Annotated in this window: 24 protein-coding genes, 2 tRNA genes and 1 other RNA gene; 12 read left to right on the plus strand and 15 right to left on the minus strand. The window is 50.6% G+C overall.

All coding sequences use genetic code 11. The annotated features are described in order from the left end of the window. Positions 1–46: 46 nt before the first annotated feature. The gene (gene mptB, locus A7E48_RS04545) at positions 47–1,603 is read right to left on the minus strand and encodes a polyprenol phosphomannose-dependent alpha 1,6 mannosyltransferase MptB (protein ID WP_068170088.1); all 1,557 of its coding nucleotides are present in this window, start codon (positions 1,601–1,603) and stop codon (positions 47–49) included. Positions 1,604–1,765: 162 nt separating this feature from the next. On the opposite strand from mptB, the gene orn reads away from it, so the two are divergent. The 3 genes from orn to def all read left to right on the plus strand — a co-directional run bounded on the left by orn (position 1,766) and on the right by def (position 3,265). After that, positions 1,766–2,386, plus strand: coding sequence for an oligoribonuclease (gene orn, locus A7E48_RS04550; protein ID WP_083147191.1), 621 nt, complete (start codon positions 1,766–1,768; stop codon positions 2,384–2,386). A 134-nt stretch (positions 2,387–2,520) separates the two neighbouring features. Then, a tRNA-His gene (locus A7E48_RS04555) sits at positions 2,521–2,596 on the plus strand. A 96-nt stretch (positions 2,597–2,692) separates the two neighbouring features. Continuing rightward, the gene (gene def / locus A7E48_RS04560) at positions 2,693–3,265 is read left to right on the plus strand and encodes a peptide deformylase (RefSeq protein ID WP_068170091.1); all 573 of its coding nucleotides are present in this window, start codon (positions 2,693–2,695) and stop codon (positions 3,263–3,265) included. Positions 3,266–3,289: 24 nt separating this feature from the next. On the opposite strand, the gene rnpB is transcribed toward def, so the two are convergent. After that, positions 3,290–3,648, minus strand: an RNA gene (gene rnpB, locus A7E48_RS04565) — RNase P RNA component class A. 31 nt (positions 3,649–3,679) lie between these two features. Between rnpB and A7E48_RS04570 the strand changes: the two genes are divergently transcribed. Then, entirely contained in the window at positions 3,680–4,459 is a 780-nt protein-coding gene (locus tag A7E48_RS04570) for a YaaA family protein (protein WP_068170096.1), read from the plus strand. Positions 4,460–4,479: 20 nt separating this feature from the next. Here the strand turns inward: A7E48_RS04570 and A7E48_RS04575 are convergent, their stop codons facing one another. Next, a complete protein-coding gene (locus A7E48_RS04575; protein WP_068170099.1) occupies positions 4,480–5,388 on the minus strand; it encodes a Nif3-like dinuclear metal center hexameric protein in 909 nt (302 codons plus the stop codon). Between the two features lie 117 nt (positions 5,389–5,505). On the opposite strand from A7E48_RS04575, the gene msrA reads away from it, so the two are divergent. From msrA to epsC, 3 genes are all read left to right on the plus strand, one after another. Then, positions 5,506–6,027: a peptide-methionine (S)-S-oxide reductase MsrA gene (gene msrA / locus A7E48_RS04580; protein ID WP_068170100.1), complete on the plus strand. Its 522-nt coding sequence runs from the start codon at positions 5,506–5,508 to the stop codon at positions 6,025–6,027. Positions 6,028–6,132: 105 nt separating this feature from the next. Further along, positions 6,133–7,068 (plus strand): cysteine synthase A, encoded by a 936-nt coding sequence (cysK, locus tag A7E48_RS04585; protein WP_068170103.1) that lies wholly within the window; start codon positions 6,133–6,135, stop codon positions 7,066–7,068. 157 nt (positions 7,069–7,225) lie between these two features. Next, on the plus strand, positions 7,226–7,810 hold the full coding sequence (epsC, locus tag A7E48_RS04590; protein ID WP_068170107.1) for a serine O-acetyltransferase EpsC: 585 nt from the start codon (positions 7,226–7,228) through the stop codon (positions 7,808–7,810). A gap of 67 nt (positions 7,811–7,877) precedes the next feature. Here the strand turns inward: epsC and gndA are convergent, their stop codons facing one another. The 3 genes from gndA to A7E48_RS04610 form a co-directional block, all read right to left on the minus strand. Beyond that, positions 7,878–9,356 carry an NADP-dependent phosphogluconate dehydrogenase gene (gene gndA / locus A7E48_RS04595; protein ID WP_068170109.1) on the minus strand — a complete coding sequence of 493 codons (1,479 nt, stop codon included), beginning with the start codon at positions 9,354–9,356 and terminating at the stop codon, positions 7,878–7,880. Between the two features lie 341 nt (positions 9,357–9,697). Beyond that, positions 9,698–9,773: transfer RNA gene (locus A7E48_RS04605), tRNA-Val, on the minus strand. 208 nt (positions 9,774–9,981) lie between these two features. Continuing rightward, on the minus strand, positions 9,982–10,398 hold the full coding sequence (locus A7E48_RS04610; RefSeq protein ID WP_068170115.1) for a DUF3052 domain-containing protein: 417 nt from the start codon (positions 10,396–10,398) through the stop codon (positions 9,982–9,984). Between the two features lie 350 nt (positions 10,399–10,748). Between A7E48_RS04610 and aceE the strand changes: the two genes are divergently transcribed. The 5 genes from aceE to fabF all read left to right on the plus strand — a co-directional run bounded on the left by aceE (position 10,749) and on the right by fabF (position 17,518). Continuing rightward, positions 10,749–13,484: a pyruvate dehydrogenase (acetyl-transferring), homodimeric type gene (aceE, locus tag A7E48_RS04615; RefSeq protein ID WP_068170119.1), complete on the plus strand. Its 2,736-nt coding sequence runs from the start codon at positions 10,749–10,751 to the stop codon at positions 13,482–13,484. A gap of 269 nt (positions 13,485–13,753) precedes the next feature. Next, positions 13,754–14,674: an ACP S-malonyltransferase gene (locus A7E48_RS04620; RefSeq protein ID WP_068170121.1), complete on the plus strand. Its 921-nt coding sequence runs from the start codon at positions 13,754–13,756 to the stop codon at positions 14,672–14,674. A gap of 27 nt (positions 14,675–14,701) precedes the next feature. Next, complete coding sequence (locus tag A7E48_RS04625; RefSeq protein WP_068170125.1) at positions 14,702–15,727, plus strand: beta-ketoacyl-ACP synthase III; 1,026 nt, start codon at positions 14,702–14,704, stop codon at positions 15,725–15,727. A gap of 192 nt (positions 15,728–15,919) precedes the next feature. Beyond that, positions 15,920–16,162, plus strand: a complete 243-nt coding sequence (locus A7E48_RS04630; RefSeq protein WP_068170127.1) for an acyl carrier protein — start codon at positions 15,920–15,922, stop codon at positions 16,160–16,162. 84 nt (positions 16,163–16,246) lie between these two features. Next, positions 16,247–17,518 (plus strand): beta-ketoacyl-ACP synthase II, encoded by a 1,272-nt coding sequence (gene fabF / locus A7E48_RS04635; RefSeq protein WP_068170130.1) that lies wholly within the window; start codon positions 16,247–16,249, stop codon positions 17,516–17,518. A gap of 58 nt (positions 17,519–17,576) precedes the next feature. On the opposite strand, the gene A7E48_RS04640 is transcribed toward fabF, so the two are convergent. From A7E48_RS04640 to rplS, 9 genes are all read right to left on the minus strand, one after another. Continuing rightward, positions 17,577–18,572, minus strand: coding sequence for a tyrosine recombinase XerC (locus A7E48_RS04640; RefSeq protein WP_083147192.1), 996 nt, complete (start codon positions 18,570–18,572; stop codon positions 17,577–17,579). A gap of 29 nt (positions 18,573–18,601) precedes the next feature. After that, entirely contained in the window at positions 18,602–19,813 is a 1,212-nt protein-coding gene (gene dprA, locus A7E48_RS04645) for a DNA-processing protein DprA (protein ID WP_068170135.1), read from the minus strand. Between the two features lie 24 nt (positions 19,814–19,837). After that, complete coding sequence (locus A7E48_RS04650; protein WP_068170138.1) at positions 19,838–21,382, minus strand: YifB family Mg chelatase-like AAA ATPase; 1,545 nt, start codon at positions 21,380–21,382, stop codon at positions 19,838–19,840. Continuing rightward, positions 21,383–21,766 (minus strand): YraN family protein, encoded by a 384-nt coding sequence (locus A7E48_RS04655; RefSeq protein WP_068170141.1) that lies wholly within the window; start codon positions 21,764–21,766, stop codon positions 21,383–21,385. Positions 21,767–21,918: 152 nt separating this feature from the next. Continuing rightward, positions 21,919–22,245 carry a DUF2469 family protein gene (locus A7E48_RS04660; protein WP_068170142.1) on the minus strand — a complete coding sequence of 109 codons (327 nt, stop codon included), beginning with the start codon at positions 22,243–22,245 and terminating at the stop codon, positions 21,919–21,921. Beyond that, positions 22,235–23,017: a ribonuclease HII gene (locus A7E48_RS04665; protein WP_233125983.1), complete on the minus strand. Its 783-nt coding sequence runs from the start codon at positions 23,015–23,017 to the stop codon at positions 22,235–22,237. The genes A7E48_RS04660 and A7E48_RS04665 overlap by 11 nt, the downstream gene beginning before the upstream one ends. A 7-nt stretch (positions 23,018–23,024) precedes the next feature. Continuing rightward, positions 23,025–23,804 carry a signal peptidase I gene (gene lepB, locus A7E48_RS04670; RefSeq protein ID WP_233125984.1) on the minus strand — a complete coding sequence of 260 codons (780 nt, stop codon included), beginning with the start codon at positions 23,802–23,804 and terminating at the stop codon, positions 23,025–23,027. Between the two features lie 105 nt (positions 23,805–23,909). After that, positions 23,910–24,506 carry a signal peptidase I gene (lepB, locus tag A7E48_RS04675; protein ID WP_233125985.1) on the minus strand — a complete coding sequence of 199 codons (597 nt, stop codon included), beginning with the start codon at positions 24,504–24,506 and terminating at the stop codon, positions 23,910–23,912. An 85-nt stretch (positions 24,507–24,591) separates the two neighbouring features. After that, complete coding sequence (rplS, locus tag A7E48_RS04680; protein ID WP_068170148.1) at positions 24,592–24,945, minus strand: 50S ribosomal protein L19; 354 nt, start codon at positions 24,943–24,945, stop codon at positions 24,592–24,594. Between the last annotated feature and the right edge of the window lie 212 nt (positions 24,946–25,157).

Raw genomic sequence — 25,157 nt, forward strand, 5'->3', positions numbered from 1 at the left:
CTTCCCCATATTACTCATTTCTATGGGGCAGAGCAAAGAACGCTCGTTAGATGATGACCTGGTAGATGGAGGAACGTTTTCCTCGGCGAAGGACTCTCCGCGTTGCAGGGTCAATGAACACCAGATAACTCGCATAGGCCAGTGAAATGACGACGGCTATGAGACGCCCCATATTCATGTCGAAGTCCTGAATGTAGGGAGAAACATCGAGCTGGTCGCTGACTGCGTAAATCATGAAGAACAATGTGGTAATGAAGTAGAAGTCTAATTGCCAATCAGTTCTAATGCCGGATGCGGCAAGGAATGGAATAATCCAGAGCAGGTACCAGGACTGGATCATGGGTGCAAAGATGACGATGCAACCCAGCGATATACCAATTCGTCGAACCAGTTTGGAGTCTTGCCCCACAAACATCACCAGGACGGCGCCCAACATACCGATGAGCTTCCCCATGGAACCAATGGCATCGCGAATAGTTTCGGCGGTTTCTCCGCCCAAGAGCGGGGTAAAAATCATGCCCGCCATCCAGGCAATAAAACCAACCGGTGCATACCAAATCAGCTGACCGCTAGTCGTGGAAAGCGCACCGACCCAGCCGAACCCAAAACCGTTGATGAGTCCCATTATGCCCAATTCCGCCAGAGATACGGCCAATGTCAAAGCCCAGAACATAAACTTTCGGGGCCATGATGCTCCTCGCCCTGCCCACAATAAACCAATGAAGGGCAAGATCACCAGAGCAATAGGCTTGACAGCAATCGCTAGGGTAACCAGTGTGATTCCGAGAATTCCACCCTTCCAGTTACGATGAGCGGCAGCAAAATACGTTCCCGCTACGGCAAATCCGGTCATCAAAGCGTCATTGTGCCCTGCGGTTACAAACTGAGCGATGAAGAGAGGGTTAGCGACGACCAACCAGAGCGCTCGGACGCCGTTAATATTGTGCAAAGCAGCAATCTTAGGCACAAAGTAGGCAATGAGAGCTACACCAAAAACTGCAACTCCGCGGAAGAGATAGATACCTAAATCGACGTTTGTTCCCGCCAGCCATGCAACCCCTTGTTCAATCCAGAGAAAGATGGGGCCGTAAGGCGGAGGCGACTGCGCCCATAAAGGATCTGCTCCATACTGGAAGAAATTGTTGATAGAGGAGACGCCCACTTCATAGGGGTTCTGCCCACTGAGCATCACTCGCCCCTGAGCAAAATAAGAAAATATATCTCGGGAAAAGAGCGGGAATGCGATAAGTTGAGGGGTAGTCCAGCACACGATAGCCAACCAGGTATACCGTTTGGCATTTCCCCTCCATACGATGAGTTTTTGGGACAGCCGGAGCCATTCACGGCACATAATCATGCCACCTACTGCAAGCAAAATAATGCAGAGAATAATCCCCGAAATGTTGTACCGCAAGGAGATTACAAAGGGGATTCGTTGCAGAGGGGAAGCATCCGCAAGCCATCCCACGCCAAATGAGCCCACCATCATCAATAGCGATCCCAAGGTACCGAGCACTATGGTACGTAATGGGTTGCCATAAATATATTTAGATCGCTTGCCTACTCGCTTACTAGCGGGTCGCTGAACCTTATTTGCAGACATTGGGCTCCTGCATCGCGGGATTTACTGAACTCTCCTGATATTACCGAACCCGAACACCCCTACTGACCACCTGGTAGACACTACTTCTGTGAAATATCACCAAGTATTCTGCTGCAGAGCGAAAATGCTGAGTAGAGCTCGCCTGGGGAGTAAGTTAGAAGGGTGTCTATTTCTAATGAACGAATTGTATGGATTGACTGCGAGATGACAGGGCTCTCTTTGGAGAACGATGCTCTGATTGAAGTCGCAGCACTTGTGACCGATGCAGAACTCAACATATTGGGTCAAGGTGCAGATGTCATTATCAAGCCTGACCCTGCTGCGCTGGAGAACATGGATGATTTTGTAACAAACATGCATAAGACATCTGGTCTACTCGATGAACTAGAACAGGGAATCTCAATGGGAGACGCCGAGCGTCAGGTGCTCGACTATATTCAGGAGTTTGTACCCGAGCCGCGCAAGGCACAACTTGCGGGAAATTCAATCGGCACAGACAAGACTTTCCTCAGCCGGGATATGCCTAAACTGATTGATTACCTTCACTACCGCGTCATTGATGTTTCAACCATTAAGGAACTTTCCCGCCGTTGGTTCCCCAAAGCTCACTACAATGCCCCGGCCAAGACTGGAAACCATCGCGCCCTTGGAGATATTCGGGATTCGATTGATGAACTTCGTTACTATCGCGAAGCCGTTTTTGTGCCGGCACCAGGGCCTGATTCCAAGGCAGCCTCTGCAATCGCACAAAAGGTGCAGAACAGCAGGCAGGAGCTAAGCTAAGAACCTTTCACCGCAGAGTGATAACCATCACCGCGAAAGTGCTCTGTTCAATTTTGGTTTTTGAGCGAATTCCAGTAGAGTATTCTCTGTTGCCAAGCACGGATGAAGAAATTCATTGAATGTAGAAGCACATGGTGGTCGTAGCTCAGTCGGCAGAGCGCCTGGTTGTGGTCCAGGAGGTCGCGGGTTCAACCCCCGTCGATCACCCCAAGAATAAAGGGTCGTTATGGTTTCCATAACGACCCTTTTTTTGCTTTATCTATACCCTCTATACACGCTCTGAACCAGAAGTTTTCAGGAGTTGAAATGACTATCCGGCCAATCGTTATCCACGGAAACCCCGTACTTCATCGACCTGCTCAGCCCGTCACACAGTTTGATGCTGAGTTAAAGACTCTCATTGAAGATATGTATGAGACCCAGGAAGCCTCCCACGGTGTAGGACTTGCCGCTCCCCAGATCGGAGTGGGGCTGCGTCTGTTTACCTACTCCTTTGAGAATGAGGACGGCGTACCGCCCGTTGGCGTAGTCATCAACCCCCTCCTCACCCTGGGCAAAATCTCTACGCAGGACCCAGAGCCTGAAACCGAAGATGAGGGCTGCCTCTCATTCCCCGGCTATAGCTTTCCTCTCAAACGAGCTGAGTGGGTCAAAGTTTCGGGATGGGACGTCGAAGGTAAGCCTCTACAGTTTGAGGCAACCGGCTGGTTTGCGCGTGTCATGCAACACGAAGCTGATCACCTTGATGGCAAACTCTATATAAATCGCCTCAACAAAAAGTGGGGGGCAAAAGCTAAGAAAGTGGCAAAGCGAGAAGATTGGACCCATGAGGGACACCAATGGACGCCAGGAGTAGACCCAGACCCCTTTGGCCACTAAGGGAGAAGATATCAGGCAGAAAAAGGGACGGGACGCTCTATGAGCCGGGTTTTGTACTTGTACAACAAGTGGCAATCATCCATCTAGGCCCTACGTTGCCGTAGAGCTCAAGCAGCCTACCCGAGCATTTCGACGCACAGCCTACTTCATGCTCTGTTTGACCTTGCTCCGAATGGGGTTTACCAAGCTATCTCAGTCACCTGAGATACTGGTGAGCTCTTACCTCACCTTTTCACCCTTACCTCGTAAAAGGCGGTCTTTTTTCTGTGGCACTAGCCTGCAGGTTACCCTGAGTCGACGTTATCGACCATCCTGTGCTGTGGAGCCCGGACTTTCCTCGAGGTGGACATTACATCTCACCGCGCGATTGCCCGAGCGTCCCGTCCGTCTCTAAACTTTACTACACTTGAAGTCATGCTTATTTTGTTACCCCCATCAGAAGGTAAAGCTCCAGCGTCAAAGGGCGAGCCGGTGGACTTCGCAAATCTCAGCTTTTCTGAGTTGACCGAAGCGAGAGAGTTGGTAGCGAAAGAGCTCATGACGGTTAGCAGTCACCACGATGCTCCCCAGCTCCTCAAGGTAGGCAAGACACTTAGCTCAGAGATTATTCGTAATCAGAGGATTCTTGCGGAGCCAGCCGCTGCCGCTGCTGAAGTTTATACGGGCGTCTTGTATGAAGCTTTAGACTATTCATCGTTCACCGCAGCTCAAAAACAAAGAGCAGATTCGTCCATCTTAGTTATTTCTGCCTTGTGGGGTGCTCTGAAACTCACCGACAGAATTCCCGCTTACCGGCTATCGATGGGCATTCGATTAGGAGAATGCGGTAATCTCGCAACATTTTGGCGAGGGGAACTTTCATCCCTCCTAGCAGACTACGCCCAGGGCCACCTCATCATCGACTGCCGATCAGCGGCGTATTCCAATGCCTGGAAACCACCTCAGGCGCAGACCTATTTAGTCCGTGTCGAGCAAGTGCAAAAAGACGGCAGCAGAAAAGTAGTATCCCACTTCGCTAAACACTATCGAGGGCTACTGGCTCGCTATCTCATAATGGAAAAACTTCTATCCTGCGATTCCATAGAAAAACTTTCAGAAAAGCTTAACTCTCACTGGACCGTCGAGATTACCCCCGCAACACCGAAGCAAGCGGGGATCCTCACGCTGGTGGTGCCCGCTCCCCCGGTAGCCTGAAATATTAGACCAATACTCTCTTACTTCAAGAGAGCAGTGCTTGCCGATCCATCTACGACGCTGGTGGAAACAACGAAATCCCACGGGTCAGTATTGAGTTCAGATACGTAGGTTTCAATTTCGAATCCCTGTTTTACTAATCGCTGTTTCAGGGCTTCTGCCGCGTCCGTCATCCATAACCACTCGCTGGCAAAATGCGAACAATCAATCAAACAGGGTGTGCCTAAGCCAGAAATCAAGGCAGTTTCACGAGCTTCAGAGGCAGGATGATGGCGCAGGTCAGCTGTAATATATACATCTGCTTGATGGGCTCGTACGGCGTCAAAGAGGGAGTCTCCCGCGCCGGTACACAGGGCAATTTTTTGGATTTTGGTCTGAGGGGTTCCGGCTACCCGCAGACCAGCGGCTGTTGCCGGCAGAAAATCCGCAATTTTCTCTGCGAGTTCCTTCAGAGTAAGGGGGGCAGGAAGTGAACCTACTCGCCCGATTCCAACTTCAACCTGTTTTCCCTCAATTTCCACAGTCTCAGGGGAATCTAGAATTTCTGTTGCAGCAATCCCCAGATTCTTCATGAACGCATCGTTGGTTCCCAGAGGAGCAGAATCCACGTTTGTATGAGCACCAAGTAACCCGCAGTGGTTCTCAATCAGAGTATGCACCACCTCGCCCTTATAGTCACTCGCCGGCAAGAATGATGTTCCCTTAAGCAAAAGTGGATGGTGAGTAATCAGCAATTGGGCATTGCGCGATACGGCCTCATGGGCTGTGGCTACCGTGGCATCAACCGCAAAGCCCACGGTACGGACCGGGTCGGATGGGCGCCCTGTCACCTGGCCGCTGGCATCCCAGCTCTCTGCAATCGAAAGGGGAAACATCTCGTGGAAGACTTCTAAAACTTTTTCTAATGAAGGTACATTCTGAGTATTCATACAAGGTATTGTCCCAGAAAATTAATTGAGATCACGAGGAATTTCCACCTCAGGGTATTCGTTGAAATGTATAAATCAACAAATTTCAGTGAATGATTGAAGGGAAATATCAATCCAATGCAAAGTTTTGTAGTGGGCGCAGGATGTTTTTGGTGCATTGATGCGGTCTATCGAAATATCCGAGGCGTTCAATCAAATGTGGTGGGATATACAGGCGGCGCCACCGATAACCCGGACTACTATAGCGTCTGTTCTGGTCAAACAGGCCATGTAGAAGTAGACAAAGTGACCTTCGATGAAACGGTGATACCCGCAGACGTCATGTTGGATATCTTCTTCACTTCGCACGATCCCACCAGCTGGGATCGCCAAGGCGCCGACGTCGGCTCCCAATACCGTTCAGCACTTTTCTATGAAAATGAAGAACAAAAACAACTTTTCGAAGCGGCAAAGAAACGTGCCGAGCAGGTGTGGGAACGACCGGTAGTTACCGTGATTGAGCCGCTGGGGACCTTCTGGGAAGCTGAAGAACTCCACCAGAATTTCTACCAGAAGAATCCTTACGCTGGGTATTGCATGGCCATCGTCAACCCTAAGGTTTCTAAAGTACGCCAGCAATACGCTGAATACCTCTTGTGATACAACCCTAAACATTACAAAACATTTCTCAAATATTACTGCTTCCTTCTTAATCTCCGTAAAGTAGTGAGGGAAGCAAAATATTTTCTTCCGAAAGGAAAAGCTATGTCTAAGATGTACAACAACGTCACGGAAATTATTGGCGGTACCCCCATGGTGCGTCTGAACCGTCTTGACGCTGATTTGCCCGGCAATGTAGCCGTCAAACTAGAGTTTTATAATCCTGCTAATTCGGTAAAGGATCGTATCGGTCGCGCCATCATCGATGCCGCAGAAAAGTCCGGTGACCTCAAGCCCGGCGGCACTATCGTCGAAGGCACCTCTGGTAATACCGGTATTGCCCTAGCGATGGTTGGCGCAGCGCGTGGATACAAAGTTATTCTGACTATGCCTGAAACCATGTCCAACGAGCGCCGGGTGATGCTCCGCGCGTTTGGCGCAGAGATTGTTCTGACTCCAGGTGCCGATGGAATGCGCGGGGCCGTGGAAAAGGCTCGCGAGATTGTAGAGAACTCAGAAAATGCAATCCTGGCTTCGCAGTTCTCAAATGAGGCTAACCCAGAAATTCACTACACCACCACCGGCCCAGAAATTTGGGAAGCTACCGATGGCGAAATCGATATTTTTGTAGCGGGCGTGGGTACGGGTGGTACCGTCTCAGGTGCTGGTAAGTACCTCAAGGAGAAGAAGAGCGACATCAAGATTGTTGCTGTAGAACCTTCTGACTCCCCCTTGCTTTCCGGTGGTTCAGCTGGTCCTCACAAGATTCAGGGTCTGGGTGCTAACTTTGTGCCCGATACACTTGATCGCGAGATTTACGATGCGGTAACTCCTGTATCGGCTGAAGATTCAGTCAAAACTGCACGTGCGCTCGGAACTGAAGAGGGCATTTTGGGCGGTATTTCCTCCGGTGCCGCGGTATGGGCTGCGCTCGAAGAAGCCAAGAAATCAGAAAATAAAGATAAGCTCATTGTGGCAATAGTTCCCGATTTCGGCGAACGTTACATCTCTACTCTTCTGTACGAGGATATTCGCGGCTAAGCACCAGAATCTCTATTTTCCCAAGGTGGCGAACAGCTCAAGTTGTTCGCCACCTTGTAGTATCAGATACTAAGAGCCAAGGTGCTTTCAGCGAAGAAGTTACGACAGGCTGAAGTTGTACGCTGATATGCCTGCACATTTTGAGGAAAGTTAGTACATGAGCTTTTTTGATCGTTTTTCTGAAGACCTTGCAACAGTTCGCGCCCACGATCCTGCTGCCCGTAGCACAGTGGAAATTCTTCTCAATTATTCGGGAATGCACGCCATCTGGATCCATCGGATTTCCCATAGGCTCTGGCAGAATGACTCCACCAAGTTAGCTGCTCGTACACTCTCACAGTTTTCCCGTTTTCTGACCGGTGTTGAAATTCATCCGGGCGCCACCATAGGTCGGCGCTTTTTCATAGACCACGGTATGGGCATTGTGATTGGTGAGACGGCAGAGATTGGTGATGACGTTATGCTCTACCACCAGGTCACTTTAGGCGGGCGTTCGTTAGAAAAAACCAAGCGCCACCCCACCATTGAAGATCAGGTGACCATAGGCGCCGGAGCAAAAGTTCTCGGTCCCGTAGTAATCGGTGCTGGATCAGCTATTGGTGGCAACGCCGTCGTCGTGCATGATCATCCTGCCGACTCCATCATTACCGGCATCCCTGCAAAATCACGGCCACGTACTCCTGAAAAGAAGAAACCTCTGGTTGACCCTGTTGAATACGTGGATCCTGCCATGTGGATCTAAAAACATGGCTACAAAAAAGGGATTCTTCCTCTTGCGAGGAAGAATCCCTTTTCACATACACCAGAATTTAGTGGGTATGTGAACTTGCAGCATCAATCTCTGATCGATCACCGCTCCATTCGGTGTGCCACATGCCTTCGCTATCAACGCGAGCATAGGTATGAGCGCCAAAGAAGTCTCGCTGTCCCTGAATCAATGCAGCGGGCAGACGATCACGGCGCAGACCATCGTAGTAGGAGAGAGAAGAAGCGAAGACCGGGACGGGAATTCCCATTTCGGTTGCTTTCACAATGACGCGGCGCCAAGAAGGAAGCAGATCTTCCATAAGCTTCTTGAAGCCAGGAGCCAGTAACATATTTACCGGCTGAGTGTCCCCCTGATAGGCATCCATGATTTCGCCCAGTAGTTCAGCACGGATGATGCAACCGGCACGCCACAGACCCGCTATTTCGTCCAGCTTCAGCTCCCATCCGTATTCTTTGCCTGCGGCAACCAACTGGTCAAGACCCTGCGCATATGAAACCAGCTTAGAGGCAAATAGAGCCTTGCGGACGTCCTCAATGAACTCTTCCTCCTCTGCAAGCTGAGAAGACTCTAAGACGCCGGCTGGTAGCTCTTTCTGTGCCTGCTGACGCGCTGCGGGGTTGGAAGACGAGAGAGCACGAGCAAATACCGACTCGGCGATGCCCGTTACGGGAGAACCCAAATCGAGGGCTGCCTGGACGGTCCACCGGCCAGTTCCCTTCTGACCCGCTTCATCAACGATGACGTCGACCAACGGCTTACCGGTTTTAGCATCTACCTGAGACAGAACTTCAGAGGTAATTTCAATCAGGTAAGAATTGAGTTCAGTGGTATTCCACTTCTTAAAGATTTCAGCCTGATCATCCGGTTCGATACCAGCAACAGAACGAAGCAAATCATAGGCTTCGCCAATAACCTGCATATCAGCATACTCAATGCCGTTGTGCACCATCTTCACAAAGTGACCGGCGCCATCGGTCGAAATCCATGCGCAGCAGGGCTCACCATCGGGAGCTTTAGCGGCAATATCTTCCAGAAGAGGGCCTAGGGATTCGTAGGACTTTTCTGAGCCACCGGGCATAATCGAAGGTCCGTTCAGGGCTCCTTCTTCGCCACCGGAGACGCCGATTCCCACAAAGTGCAAGCCCATCTGTGACAGGTCGTGTTCCCTGCGGATGGTGTCGGGGAAATGGGAGTTACCACCGTCAATAATAATGTCGTCTTTATCAAGGAGAGGGGCAAGTTGATCGATGACAGCGTCCACAGGAGCACCTGCTTTGACCATGATCAGAATACGACGGGGAGATTCCAGTGAATCAACGAGTTCTTGAAGAGTCTCAGTACGAATAAACTCGCCCTCAGAGCCATGAGCCTCCAACAGGGCGTCAGTTTTCTCAACGGAACGGTTGTGAAGCGCCACAGTGTATCCATGACGAGCTAGATTGCGCGCGAGGTTTGCGCCCATCACCGCAAGACCGGTTACACCAATTTGAGCCTTTTTCGAAGTATTTTTTTCAGTCATACTTCAACTTTACGTGTTAGAACCGCGGGTGTGATGCCCTCTGACCTTTTTTCACTGACGTTGAACAGCTTTTCACGTTGATCGAATAGCTGGACTCATTCAGCCTGATCGTTCACCAAAACCCATACTGCAGCAATTCCAATTACCAACGACACGGACGCAAAAGGAATCCAGATGCCTAGGAAATTACCCTGAAGGATAAAAAAGAGGGAGATGAGAAACCAAGTCAGGCTCAGCCCAACAGCTGTCAGATTGCGAGGCTTAAACTTATTCATGCGCGTCCCAGAAGAAAGTGGTGATATACAAAGAAAGGCTTCACTTTCGTGAAGCCTTTCTTATCGTGGTGGGTCCTACCGGGATCGAACCGATGACATCCACGGTGTAAACGTGGCGCTCTACCAGCTGAGCTAAAGACCCATTGCCTTGCGATTTCCGTTTCCGTATCTCGCGGCGACAAGAAAATACTTTACACACACTTTTTGAACCGTGCAAACCAAAATCCCATGACCTGCATCACAAGTAGGTATATTTCTGCCAAATTTTGCGCAAAAACCCTGGGAATCCGCGAAAAAATTAAGTTTAGAAAAATGAAAACCCCCGCAGAAAATCTTCTGCGGGGCACAATTCATCGAACCTGCTTCATCACCAATCGAGTAGCAGCCCATTCAGGACTTGCTTCCTCCGATGACGTCACATGCAAACCAGCTTCAGGAGCAGCTTCTTCAATATCCAACGGCGACACATGCCCATCGCGACCAGCTTTAGGCGTCATCAACCAAATAGCTCCACCTTCACCCAGGGTTGCAAGGACATCCACCAGCTCATCGACCAGATCGCCATCCTCAGCGCGCCACCAAAGCAACACACCATCTACGACCTCTTGGTCTTCTTCGTCCAAAAGATCGGAATCAACGTGGTCCATCAAAGCATCGCGAAGATCAAAATCAACATCTTCGTCATATCCAAATTCTTGGATGAGATCCCCATCCTTGAAACCAAATTGGACTGCTGCTTTTTCAGCAACGGTCTTGGTCTCGCTCACTGAATTCCTCCTGGAGTAGATTTACTGCGTTCTGTGCAAATTTGCTTTGCATCTTAGGTTTCAGTGTACAGACAAGCGTTCACAGTCTGGAAGATATCGGCGTTTCACACGCCCACAAGCGCCAATCTGCGTTTCTGATACCAGAAATAGCAACCATTGCATCGGAGTGTGACTTAAAGAACCCAACTTTGCTTACTCTTGAGGCTTACTTCATTTTTTTTGGGTTCAGATTGTGACAACATATAGAGAAAGCGTTTAATCCAATTTACGGGATGACGCATGGATGGCATTTTGGTGTCTATTTCAGACACCCCGCTTGAACCAGATTTATCTACAAGAGAGGTTGGCTAGTGGGACCCTCCGAAACAAATGATCACGTCCTCAGTGCATTGACCAATGAGTTCACAGACGCCGATATTGAAGAGACGAATGAATGGATTCAGTCCTTCGATGAGCTCGTAGACGCTCACGGAACCGAACGCGCACAGTTCATCGTTCGTTCCCTCCTTCAGCGTGCGCGAAGCCGTAGCGTACAGGTGCCCATGGTCACCACTACCGACTACGTCAACACTATTCCCGTTGACCAAGAACCTGAGTATCCTGGCGACGAAAAAATGGAACGTCGCTACCGTGCTTACCTCCGTTGGAACGCCGCTGTGATGGTGCAGCGTGCCCAGAAAGCAACTATTGGCGTGGGCGGACACATTTCCTCCTACGCAGGTATTGCAACTCTGTACGAAGTAGGCTTGAACAACTTCTTCCGCGGCCCCGAGCACCCTGGTGGCGGCGACCAGATTTTCTGGCAGGGACACTCCTCCCCCGGTAACTATGCACGTGCTTACCTCGAAGGTCGCCTGACCGAAGATCAGCTCGATGGTTTCCGCCAGGAAAAGACCAAGGGTGAAGACGGCATGCCGTCCTACCCCCACCCCCGTTGCATGCCTGAATTCTGGCAGTTCCCCACCGTTTCACTCGGTATCGGACCTATCAACGCAATTTGGCAGGCTCAATTCAACCGCTATATCCAAGATCGCGGTATCAAAGATACTTCCCAGCAGCATGTCTGGGCATTCTTGGGTGACGGCGAGCTCGACGAGGTAGAGTCACGCGGTGCACTGCAGGTTGCAGCCAACAACAAGCTCGATAACCTGACTTTCGTCGTCAACTGCAACTTGCAGCGCCTCGATGGTCCTGTTCGCGGCAACGGCAAGATTATTCAGGAACTTGAAGCATTCTTCCGCGGCGCTGGTTGGAACGTTATCAAGGTGATTTGGGGTCGCGAGTGGGACACCCTGCTTGAGAAAGACAAGTCCGGTGAACTCGTTCGTATCATGAACGAAACCCTGGATGGTGACTACCAGACTTACAAGGCAGAAGACGGCGGCTTCATCCGTGAGCACTTCTTCGGTAAGTCACCAGAGACCAAAGAACTCGTTGCAGACATGACTGACGACGAAATCTGGGCTCTCAAGCGCGGTGCGCACGACTACCACAAGGTTTATGCAGCGTACAAAGCTGCCTTGGAAACCAAGGGTCAGCCCACCGTTATTCTTGCGCAGGGCATTAAGGGCTACGGTCTGGGAACCCACTTCGAGGGTCGTAATGCTACTCACCAGATGAAGAAGCTGACCATGGAAGACCTCAAGGCTTTCCGTGATCACTTGCGAATTCCTTTCTCTGATGAAGAGCTAGAAAAGGATCTCTACAATCCTCCGTACTACCACCCTGGTATGGACGCTCCTGAAATCAAGTACATGATGGAACGTCGCGAACAGCTCGGTGGTTTCTTGCCCCAGCGCCGTCAGGTTCAAAAAGAAATTGAGCTGCCCGGCGAGAAGGCATACAAGGGCGCGAAGAAGGGCTCCGGTAAGCAGATGGCTGCTACCACCATGGCTTTTGTACGCTTGATGAAAGACCTCATGCGTGAGAAGGAATTCGGTAAGCGCATTGTGCCTATCGTTCCTGATGAAGCACGTACTTTCGGTATGGATTCACTCTTCCCCACCGCCAAGATTTACAACCCACTGGGTCAAAATTACTTGGCCGTGGACCGTGAGTTGATGCTGGCTTACAAGGAATCCCCTGCAGGTCAGATTCAGCACGTGGGTATTAATGAGGCCGGTGGCGTTGCGGCAATGACCGCAGCGGGCTCATCGTACGACACTCAGGGTGAGCCGATGCTCCCCATCTACATCTACTACTCGATGTTCGGATTCCAGCGCACCGGCGATGCTTTCTGGGCAGCAGCTGACCAGATGGTTCGAGGCTTCATCGTGGGTGGCACTGCAGGTCGCACCACCCTTACCGGTGAAGGCTTCCAGCACATGGATGGTCATTCCCCTATCCTGGCGGCACAGAACCCTGCAGTTCTTCAGTATGACCCTGCATACGGCTACGAAATCGCCCACATTGTGGAGCGCGGTATCGAGCAGATGTACGGTCAGAAGGACGAGGACCACAACGTCATGTACTACCTCACGGTGTACAACGAGCCCATTCTTCAGCCTGCAGAGCCTGAAGATGTAGATATTGATGGCATCATTCGCGGTATCCACCGCATCAAGGAATCGCAGGCAGACGGTCCCCGCACCCAGCTACTTGCATCGGGTATCGGTGTAAACTGGGCGGTTAAGGCTTCTGAGCTTCTTGAGAAGGACTGGGGCGTATCTGCTGATGTTTGGTCCGTGACCTCATGGACCAATCTTCGCCGCGATGGCATTGCAGCTGAACGCGAATCCTTCCTCAACGGTGGCAAAGATTCACGCCAGCCCTTCGTAGCACAGCAGCTCGAAGGTGCAACCGGCCCGATCGTTGCTGTGTCCGACTACGATTCTGCTCTAATGGATGGTATTCGTCAGTACGTTCCCAACGAATTTGCAACGCTCGGTGCCGACGGCTTCGGCTTTGCTGATACTCGCGCAGGTGCACGTCGTTTCTTCAATATCGATGCAGAATCGATTGCGGTTCGCGCATTGCAGATGCTTGCAAAGCGTGGAGAAGTCGACTCCAATGTTCCTGCTCAGGCATGGGATAAGTACAAGCTGAGCGAAAACAAGCCAGCAGTTGAGCCCAACGGCGAAGAATAAACTTTAGGTTTTTCAACAGGGGGCAACGATTCTTTGGAAGAATCGTTGCCCCCCTCTTTCTTTGTTCTTACGCCGCTGAAAACAAACATCCCAATATTGATGGCTTACCTTGTCTTTGAACCACCGGTGTAAATTGCTGGGAATTCGAAGTACAAACGAGCGGTTTCTCACGGTTGAAACTACTTATTCGACAGTTCACCTGCTTTTGATTGGGTAAGATTTTAGAAAAGAGCATTCTTATCTTCGATATTTCCAGTGAAGGGAACCCCATGATTGCAGTAGTTTGCCCGGGACAAGGTTCGCAGAAACCAGGTTTTCTGAAGCCTTGGTTGGAAGTTGAAGGTATCAAAGAGCATCTTCAGACCCTCTCATCAGCAGCAGATTTAGATTTGGTTCATTTCGGCACCGAAGCTGATGAAGATACCCTCAAGGATACTGCTATTGCGCAGCCCCTCATTGTTGCTGCGGGAATAGTTGCGGGAGCAGCGCTGAAGCGTTCTGACTCTTTTGATGCAAAGAGGACCGTCTTTGCCGGACATTCGGTGGGCGAGATTACCGCGGCCGCCCTCACCGGCGTCTTGAGCGAAGAAGATGCCATGAAATTTATTCGCGTTCGAGCCAAGGGCATGGCTAAAGCAGCTTCCGCGGCACCCTCAGGTATGAGTGCTGTCCTTGGTGGCGTAGAGGACGACGTCCGCGCAGCTATCTCCGATGCAGGTTTGACCGCAGCGAACTCCAACGGTGGTGGACAAATTGTTGCCGCTGGTTCTCTCGACTCGCTCAAGCAGTTTGCAGAGAATCCCCCTGCTAAAACTCGCATAATTCCGCTGAAAGTTGCCGGTGCATTTCACACTGACTTCATGAGCTCTGCAGTGCGACCCCTGAAAGAGTTTGCCGCTACACTCAACCCCTCAGATCCGCAATCAAAGCTTCTGACCAATTTTGATGGTTCAGAAATCTCATTGGGTTCCGCAGTCATCGAATCACTGGTAGCGCAGATAACCCGCCCCGTTCGGTGGGATTTGTGCATGCAAACCCTCAGCTCTCTCGACGTCGAAAAGATCATTGAGCTGGCACCAGCAGGAACTTTGATTGGACTGGCAAAACGAGGTCTCAAGGGCACTGAAGGTATTGCTCTTAACGTTCCTGAAGATCTTATGACTGCTACCGCCGCTTATAGCGCTTCCTAAAGATTTAAGACTCACTCAAGGATATTCATGACCACTCTCAAGCAATCTGCTCCACAACAGTATTCCCGTATCCTAGGATATGGCGCTTCTCGACCTGATTTGTCCGTTACCAATGATGACATCGCAGGTCCCATCAATTCCTCAGACGAGTGGATCCGCCAGCGCACCGGCATTGTTACCCGTCAGCGGGCTAGCGAAAATATTTCTGTAGCGGATATGGCGATTGAAGCAGCCCAGGATGCGCTCAAAGCCTCTCACGTTACCGGTGAAGACATTGATACCGTCATCATCTCTACTATTTCGCACCCCTATGCCACTCCCTCTTTGGCAACCATTGTTGCCGATTCCATCGGATCCCGCTGCGCTGCCTACGATATTTCTGCCGCGTGCGCTGGTTTCTGCTACGGCATTGCTCAAGCAGATGCTCTCGTCCGTTCTGGAGTTGCACGCAATGTGCTCGTGGTGGGCGTAGAAAAGCTCTCTGATTTTATTGATAACACCGAACGCACTATCTCATTTCTCCTAGGCGACGGCGCAGGTGCGGCAGTTGTTGGCGCTTCCGCAGAACCCGGAATTGCTCCGACGGTATGGGGATCCGACGGCTCCCGATGGGATACCGTTGGCATGACTCATTCGATGCTTGAAATCCGTAACCGCGATTTCGTTGAGAACCCTGTTCAAGAAGGCGAAAAGATTTGGCCCACCCTTCGCCAAGAAGGCCCTTCAGTCTTCCGCTGGGCCGTCTGGGAAATGTCCAAGGTTGCTCAAAAAGCCCTTGAAGAAGCAGGTATTACCGCCGATGAACTCGGTGCCCTCATTCCCCACCAGGCGAATGAGCGTATTATCGACCAGATGGTGAAGACCCTTAAACTTCCCGATACTGTCAAAGTCGGTCGCGATATTGTCGATGCAGGTAATACCTCTGCAGCATCAGTGCCCTTGGCTGCACACCGCCTCCTGCAAGAGAACCCCGACCTCTCTGGGAAGTTCGCCCTACAGATAGGGTTCGGAGCCGGTCTTGCCTTCGCCGCTCAGGTCGTCGTTCTCCCCTAAATATTTGGTGATTTACCCCTAGAATTTCAACAAACACTCGCTGAAGAATTTTTCTGTAGGTCAAAGCGGGATAAAATCGACAGTGAAGTGCTTGTTGTAGCGTTTTATCGTTGTACCAGGTGCTCCCCGCAACCGGGGAAAATCTAGATAAGCGTTGCACTGTGCATCGCGGACACAAGAAAAGGAGCCAACGTGGCTAACAAAGAAGAAATCCTCGAAGGTCTTGCAGAAATCGTGAACGAAGAAACCGGTGTAGAAACCGCTGACGTTCAGCTAGACAAGTCATTCACCGAAGACCTCGACATCGATTCCATTTCCATGATGACCATCGTTGTTAACGCAGAAGAGAAGTTCGGCGTTACTATCCCCGACGAAGAGGTCAAGAACCTGAAGACTGTTGGCGATGCAGTAAACTTCATCGAAAACGCTAGCTAATTTCATGGTGCCAGGGCGCGGCAAGTTTCTCTTGTCCGCGCCCTCCCTTTATTCATTCTTGCCACCCATTCAGAAAGCTTAAAGATGTCTCATAAAGTTGTGGTGACCGGGCTGGGCGCGACCACTCCCATCGGCGGCGATGTTCCTACTACCTGGGCCAACGCGCTCAAGGGTGTGTCAGGAATCAAAAAACTCGAAGATTCCTGGGTTGAGGAATATCAGCTCCCCGTTTATATTGCTGGTCGAGTAGCCCAGGATCCTCTAGAATCAGGGCGCCTGAGCAAGGTTGAAGCTAAGCGTCAGGATCCGTCTGGTCAGCTAGCTCTTGTTGCAGCGCGCGAAGCTTGGGCAGATGCCGGCTTCTCCGGAGAAAATGCTGAAGAGTCCGAGGGAGTAGATCCCTTGCGTACAGCAGTTTCTTTCGGTACCGGTATTGGCGGAGTGTGGACTCTCCTTGATGCATGGGATACGTTGCGAGAAAAAGGTCCTCGCCGCGTTTTACCCATGACCGTTCCCATGTTGATGCCCAATAGCTGTGCGGCAGCGGTTTCGATGGCTCTGAACGCCCGAGCTGCTGCTCAGACCGTTGTATCTGCCTGCGCATCTTCAACTGAGGCTTTGGACCTCGGCTTAGAGCTAATTCGCTCGGGAAAAGCAGACATTGTGATAGCAGGCGGTGCAGAAGCCGCTATTCACCCGATGCCGCTTGCTGCGTTTGCTAAGATGCAGGCACTGTCCTCTCGCAATGATGACCCTCAGGCGGCGTCCCGCCCCTACGATGTGAATCGAGACGGTTTCGTAATGGGTGAGGGTGCAGCGGCGTTAATTCTTGAGTCTGAAGAGCATGCTAAGGCACGCGGCGCGAAAATTTATGCAGAGCTTGCAGGCACCGGAGTTTCCGCCGATAGTTACCACATCACTGCGCCAGATCCCCAGGCGCTGGGGGCAACACGCGCTCTCAAAGAGGCGCTTGAGGACGGCGACATAGATCCCACTACTGTGGTTCATGTCAATGCACACGCGACTTCAACCCCTGTCGGTGATATTCCGGAATCGCTGGCTCTTCATCAGACGTTCGGTGAGCACACTAAGAACATCGCGGTTTCTGCCACCAAATCTATGACGGGTCATCTCTTGGGTGGCGCTGGCGCTCTCGAAGCAATCTTGACCGTTAAAGCGATTGAAGAGCGTAAAGCTCCTTGCACCATCAATTTGGATCAGCAAGATGAACAAATTGATTTAGACGTCGTAACTGATGCTCGTGAATTACCTTCAGGCGAGATTGTTGCTATGTCCAATTCCTTTGGCTTTGGTGGGCACAACGCTGTAGTGGCGTTCCGTTCTTACGAAAGTTAGAAACGGCCCCTTTGTGTAAAATATCCTCCCGCAACAAGTGAGTATCGGGAGGATATTTTTATGCCCGGGGATGGGATTTGTTATAAGTATTCGTTAAACGCTCCACTGAAACATGAGTATAGATTTGCGTAGTTGCAAGTGAAGAATGCCCCAGCAACTCCTGTACTGTTCGAATATCGGCTCCACCGTCTACCAAGTGGGTAGCTGCGCTGTGGCGGAAAACGTGAGCCCCTGATGCTTCTGTATTTTCGATGGAATGCAGTGCCCGAGTCAGGTCTTCACGAATCTGCCGGGAGTTCGCTCGTCGTCCTCTTGGACCTATAAAGAGTGCAGGCTCTACTCTTCCCTGGGGGTTGTTCTTGAACCATTGTGGGCGGCCTCGGGTGACCCACTGGGACAGTGCTCTCAGAGCTGGTTTGCCCAGCGGGACCACGCGTTCTTTGTTACCCTTACCGATAACTCTGAATGTGTTTTCAGATCGGTTGATAGAAGATAAATCTAATTGAGTCAGCTCAGAAATACGGATACCACTGGAATATAGAATCTCGATAACGGCGAGTAAGCGCAAGTTTTTCGCGTCATTTGGATCATGTGCTATCTGTTGGGAGACTTGGTCAATGAGTTGCTGTATTTGCTGTTCGTTAAGTACTTCTGGCAGGTGTTTCTCGCGCTTAGGGTTTGCCAATATGAGAGTAGGGTTTGCGGTGATTAATCCATCTTCTTCTGCCCATGCAAAGAAAACCCGAAGGCTTGAGCTGTGGCGCGCCAGCGAATTTCGGGATGCGTTGTGAGCATGTTGAGATGCTAACCATGAACGAACCATGGTGATATCGATTTCTTCAAGCTCTCGAGCCCCTTGGCGCAGTGCAAAAGCCATGAATGCGGTGATGTCCTGCTGATACGCTGCGATGGTGTGAGGTGACCTAAACTTTTCATATTTGAGGTAACGCACAAAATTCTCGAGCGCTCGGACAAATACTCGATCTTGGTCAAGTGCTTGAGCGCCTAGCGGCAGCGTAGGAGATAAAGTCTGATGCTGACTTGGCTGTTTCATGGCTCGCCCCCCCTTCTTCTCACACTGTATCACTGTGACTTTGACCAGCCTTGATTCTGGTTGAGAGCTACTCCTTTGGCGGCCAGCTGGGAGAGGGTAAGCATAGTTGTTCGAATATCCAGCCCACTCATTAGCGCAATATTTTCCAGCGGGGCAGGACGCCGTAGCGGGAGAGCATCCCACACCCTACTTTGAACTTCGGATAGCTTGGGAAGCTCTCCTCTTCCGGTCTCCAGCGGAATGTCTAATGTCTCTTCTTCGGGAGTAAATTTTGTCTGCATCATACTGACTATGTCCTGCGCATCCGTGACGACATGGGCCAGTTCTTTTTTAGCTAACCGGTGGCATCCTTCAGAATTTGGGCTAAAGATATGCCCCGGAACTATACCTACTTCCCGTCCCAAAGAGAGAGCATGATTCGCCGTGTTGAGTGCCCCCGAACGCCATCGGGCTTCAACGATGAGTGAGTAGCCGGATAAGGCAGCTATTAATCGATTGCGCTGGAGAAATCGCCAGCGAGTGGGGGAATTTCCCAGCGCGACTTCGCTAAGCAATAGACCTTCATTGATGAGTTCTCGAAGAAGATTTTCGTTTTGCTTAGGGTAAGGTCGGTCTACACCACATGCCATCAATGCAACAGAAGGTAATTTGCCCGACGTAACAGACAAAGCAGTTCGATGAGCAACGGCATCGATGCCAAAAGCGCCACCGGAAACAATACAGTACTCTCGTTCAACAAGGTCACCGACAATATGGGCAGTGGCGGAGGTGCCATAACTGGTGATGTCGCGCGAACCTACCACCGCCACTGAACTCGGAAGAGTCAGATGGTTCAGTTTGCTCCGGTCTCCCCTGCCCCAAATACCATAGGGCTTTTTCTCGCCAAGGTCATCCAAGGCACGTGGCCAATCAGAATCTTCGGGTATGCAGAACCAGGAATCTAAAGTCCCGGCCATGCGAAATTCTTGGTCAGTGTTCACTTTTCCTGAACGTAAAGACCATCTTTCGATACGGTTCCCCAATGCCTCATGAATCTTTTGGAGATCTGAGACTGGGATGCTCCGCATGGCATCAGTCTCTGTTCTCTGCTCCCAAATACCAGGAGTGAATTCTTGCCGCTGAGTTAAGAGATCAGCGGTGAGGAGCGGTCCTAACATCTCAATGCAGAGGTTAATATAGGGATCTTCAGGTTCAGCGATGCGAACAATCTCTGCTCGCGCGCTGTGTTCAGGTGTCATCATGGTTTTCTCTTGAGCTTAAATGGTCTATGAAGGAGAGGTGCTGTGGAGATTACGAAAATACATGGCAAGATCCAGGTGCTCGGCTGCAGGAGAGGATTTTCCCTCCAAATCTGCGATAGTCCAAGCTGTACGTAGCACTCGGTCAAAGCCGCGAGCAGTAATTGTTCCTCTGTCTATGGCACGTAGCAGGGGCGAAAGTAGGGCGGCATCTAGCTTGAGGTCTCCTCGCAGCAGCCTGCCATTGGTTTCTGCGTTGGTAGAAAGACCATACGGTGCGAGTCTTTCTCGTTGAGCTGCTCTGGCTTGAATAACTCGTGTCCGAATGGATTCGCTCGATTCATTGTGCTCTGTGAGAGCTAACTCGTGAGATTGCACCCGTGGGACGGTGATGTGCAGATCAACACGGTCGAGCAGTGGTCCGGAGAGCCGTCCAAAATAGTTTCTGCGCTCTTTGGAAGAACAAGTACATTCCAGACCTCGGCCTGTGTTCATTCCGCACGGGCAAGGGTTCGCTGCGAGAACAAGCTGGAAGCGGGCGGGGTATACAGCCGAAGCTATGGAGCGATCCAGCGTTATCTGACCAGATTCTAGTGGTTGCCTCAATGAATCGAGCACAGTGCGTTTGAACTCAGGTGCTTCGTCGAGAAATAGAACACCTCGGTGCGCTTTGGAGATGGCTCCCGGTTTAGGTATGCCGCTTCCACCTCCCAAAATGGCTGGTGCCGAGGCAGAATGATGGGGAGCTTCAAAAGGAGGTTCTCTGATGAGTTCATGTCGAGGTGTGCCTGTTCCGCACAGAGAGTGGATGGCGGTGACGTCCATTGCAGAGGAGTCATCTAACGGCGGTAGAATGCCTGGCAGCCTTTCGGCCAACATTGTTTTACCCGATCCAGGAGGTCCTTTGAAGAGTAGATGGTGTGCACCGGCGGCAGCAATCTCTAAGGCAAATCGCCCCTCACTTTGACCGCTGACTTCTGCCATATCCAAAAATCGTTTCGATTTTTGTTCTTCTGAGCTCCCTGCGAACTCTTTTCTTACCGGTGGATACTTAATATTTTTTTCGTCAATTCCGCTGGCAACTAGTAGCTCTGCCAACGATGAAAATCCGCGCACCTGCGCACCGGGGACCAGTATTGCCTCTTCAAGGTTTTCTTTTGGAACGACGAAATATTCAAAACCAGTGTCCACCGCGGCTTGGACAGCTGGCAGAATTCCGGGAATCCTTCGTAGAGATCCATCTAACCCTAGTTCACCCAAATAGATTATTTTTTCGGGAATCTTGAGTTCACCTGCCGCTTGTAAAGCCGCCATCACCAGCGCAAGATCGAAGCCAGAGCCTCTTTTGGCAAGAGTGGGTGGAGTCAAATTTATGGTGATTTTCCGCTGCGGCAAAGGAATCCCCGCGTTCTTGGCAGCAGACTTCACCCGATCCTTTGCCTCCGATAAGGAAGCATCCGGTAGTCCCAGCAACACAAAGCCGGGAAGTGCAGTAGTTATATCGGCTTCAACTTCTACAATATGCCCTTGGATACCGACCAAAGCCACCGAATATGTGCGAGCAAAACCCATCTAGCTCACAGCCTTGAGGTGCTCATAGGTGAAATTTGTTGGGGTTCCGCAAATAGAGACGGCATCCATACGTAAAGACCTAGCCCGATAGTCAGGGTTTTCAGAGCACCATGCATAGGCAAGTCTTTTGATGCGCTGGACTTTTTCCTGCTGAATCGCATCGAAAGGAGAACCAAAATTGAGCGTTGATCGCGTCTTTACCTCTACAAAGACGAGATCGCCTTCGGGGTCGAGCATAACAGCATCTATTTCGCCTCTGACACGTTTATCTCCCCGTTCGAGGCGCGGTCTCCAGTTTCTCGTGAGCAGCTGATACGCCGATAACTGCAATATAGCTACAGCAATATCTTCACCCCACTGCCCTACCTCAAGATGCGTTTTCATGTGGTGCCTTTCAATGAACAACATTTGTTGTTGTTTACTCTGCACCACGGAGAAGCAAAACGGATTTCACCGAATCGTAGATTGTGGATAACTACCCTCTATATCCAAAATCCACAGGGCGATATTCCACAGGTAGGGCTGAGAACGAGCCCTTATTCATCAAAATTAGGCATCTCAGGGATAATCAATTCACCCTCGGTAGAGCGTTCTTCCACGTTGATATCTTTGACGGAAAAGATTTTCACATTCTTCATAAAGCGTGAAGGTCGGAAAATATCCCACACCCATACATCTGCCATCGCTACTTCGAAAAAGAGCATTCCGTTATCCGCGCGGGGTTGTACATCTACTGAATTACACAGGTAAAAACGTTTGTCTGTTTCCACCACATAGGTGAATAACCCAAATACGTTTTTATATTCTTCGTACAGAGCCATTTGCGCATCAGATTCAAAATTCTCTAGATCCTCACCGCTCATTATTTTTCACCGCCCTTTCTATATAGGTTGTTTTGACTTGCTCGGCGCTCACGCCTAGATTCCAGCTCAAGCGATGCTGGGTGGAAGGACCTATCTCGGCAAGTGTCTGCCGGTGACTCGCAGATCCATACCCTTTATTTTTGTGCCAACCATAAGCAGGAAAGCGCTGCGCTAGTTGATTCATGAGCGCATCCCGCTCAACTTTGGCAACCACAGAAGCTGCAGCAATGGACGCGCATTTATAGTCACCTTTGATGATGGTGACGACGAGGCCCTCCCACGGCTGTACAAAGGAGGAAGAACTCCCCCAGGCTTCCTGTGCCAACCGCTGATAAAGTTTTTCAGCTGGGTCCAAAGAAATCAATAAATCAGGTTCAGATGCCGTGAGCCAATCGTGCTTACCATCCAATAGAACCAGGTCGGGCATGACCTCAGCGCTCACGACCTGAGCTAAAGCACGTTGACCCGCCAGGCGTAAGGAGCGCGTCATGCCCAAAGCATCAATCTCCTCTGGCTGAGTATGACCAACTGCCGTAGGAATCCACTTTTTGATGAGAGGAACCATCTCCGTGCGTTTTTTCTCAGGGAGTGCCTTGGAATCGATGAGACCGTCTATTTGGAGTTCATCGGAAGCAGAAACCAACGATACTCCCACGCTCACCGGTCCGGAAAGCGAGCCACGCCCGACTTCATCCATGCCTGCAATAAGTTGGACACCGGAAGAGAAATATTCTCTTTCGGTGTCCAATGTAGCTGTCTTAATGTTCTTCACAACTTTCTTACTTGTTGGTGTTCTCCGGCACGTTAGTAAAGACGTCCGAGGCTCCGCCGATGAACGTGAAGTGGCTCAGGGGCCAGGCTACAACGAACACTTCGCCTTCAACATCACCATCACTGATGAATTCGGTTCCATCTTCAATGTGATAGCGGGAATCTGCAGAGTTATTGCGATGATCGCCCAATACAAAGTAATTGTTCTCAGGAACAATCACGTCAAAAGGAATATCCGAGGGATTCGCACCGGGATACAAGTAGGGCTCGGTGATTTCTTCACCGTTAACCGTAATTTTGCCGTCAGCCGAGCAGCATACAACGTGGTCTCCACCTACGCCGATGACACGCTTGACCAAGTAATTATTGGATGTATCTGGAAGGATACCCACAAATGAAAGAGCAGTTCGAATGGGGTTTGTAGCAACTGGAGCGCTTTGATCAACCCAACCGTGCGCGTCTTTAAAAACAATGATGTCGCCACGTTCGGCTTCGCCAAACATCGAACCCGCAACATTGACGAAAACCCGGTCATTGACTTGGAGAGTATTTTCCATGGAACCAGAGGGGATATAAAAGCCTCTCAGTACAAAGGTCTTCAGAATAAACGCGATAAGAAGTGCGTAGAGGAGGACCATGAAAAACTCTTTAATCTGTCCACCAAGACCGGATGAATTCTCTTCTTCCGCAGGAACCGCGCGATGACGCATGGCAGCTACCTGATCTGATGTTTCGACGTCGTGGTTCGAGCTTTCGTTCAGGCGCTCGTTATTGGTTTCATCAGTCACGCAAAATACCTCTTTCAAATGTGGGGAACGTATGACAGTGTACTGGGAATAAGGTTATGACCTGCGGTTCTCGGATCGCAAGAACACTGTGTGTCTGCACAAAAGCTAGGAGCTACCTGAATCATGCTCTATCGTTTGCCAGCGAGAAAATGGCCAGATAATCCACCGAGACTCACCCAAAACTTTCTCCTGCCGAATCATACCGCCCCCAGCAGATCCAAGTAATGCACGGGAATCACGGGAGTTATTCCGGTTATCCCCCATCACCCAGAGGCGACCCTCTGGAACCTGAACAGTGAATTTTTGTTCGGATGCCTTCATGCCTGTAGCAAGGTAGGGTTCGTCGATTTCTTGGCCATTCACAGAAATTTTTCCTGCAGGGCCGCAACAGCTGACCTTATCTCCTCCAACACCTATCACCCGTTTAACATAAATCGTGTCTGAGCCCACGATTCCAAGCCATTGCCCCGCCGTCCTGACGGGGTCGGTCGCCCAAGGGGATGCACTTTGATAAGGGTCAAAAGATCCGGTGCCGTCGAAGACCACGATGTCTCCCCGCGCGATATCGTCATAAGATTTCTCCACCACAATCCGGTCTCCGGATTCTAATGTGGGTTCCATAGATTCTGAAGGAATAAAGAAGATATCAAAAAAGAAGTGACGTACTACCACTAGGATGACAGCTGCTATAAAGAATGCCACAGCAAACAGGCGCCACCCCCGAACTCGGGAGAGACGCCTGTCTGTGGAGTTCGACCTTACGGTCTGTTCCATATAAGTCTCAGACTTACTTAACGTTATCGCGCTTTTCGCGGATACGAGCAGCCTTACCGTGACGGTCACGCATGTAGTACAACTTTGCACGACGAACGTCACCGCGGGTCAGAAGTTCAATTTTGTCGATGACAGGAGAGTGAACCGGGAAGGTACGCTCTACGCCAACGCCGAAAGAAACCTTACGAATGGTGAAGGTTTCGCGAACGCCTGCACCCTGACGACCTACAACGAAGCCTTTGAAGACCTGGACACGTGAACGGTTGCCTTCGACAATGTTGACGTGAACGTTGAGGGTGTCGCCAGGACCGAATTCAGGAATATCTGAACGGAGTGACTTATTGTCAATGAAGTCAAGAGTCTGCATTGATTTCTCCTGAGGTACCAGCCGCAGGTCTAATACTCTCGTTTTTACTTTCGCGCACAGTGTCTGAAAGTCCAGACTGTTGCTGCCACGAAGAAAGGTTTTACATAGCTAGATAATGGTACCTAGCTAAGGTTCACAATGTTGAGGTCGCTCATCCCCCTGCGGCAGGGGCGTACCCACTGTGGACACAAAGAATAATTATGACACTTTAA

This window comes from Rothia sp. ND6WE1A (assembly GCF_001683935.1).
Taxonomy (GTDB): Bacteria; Actinomycetota; Actinomycetes; order Actinomycetales; family Micrococcaceae; genus Rothia; species Rothia amarae.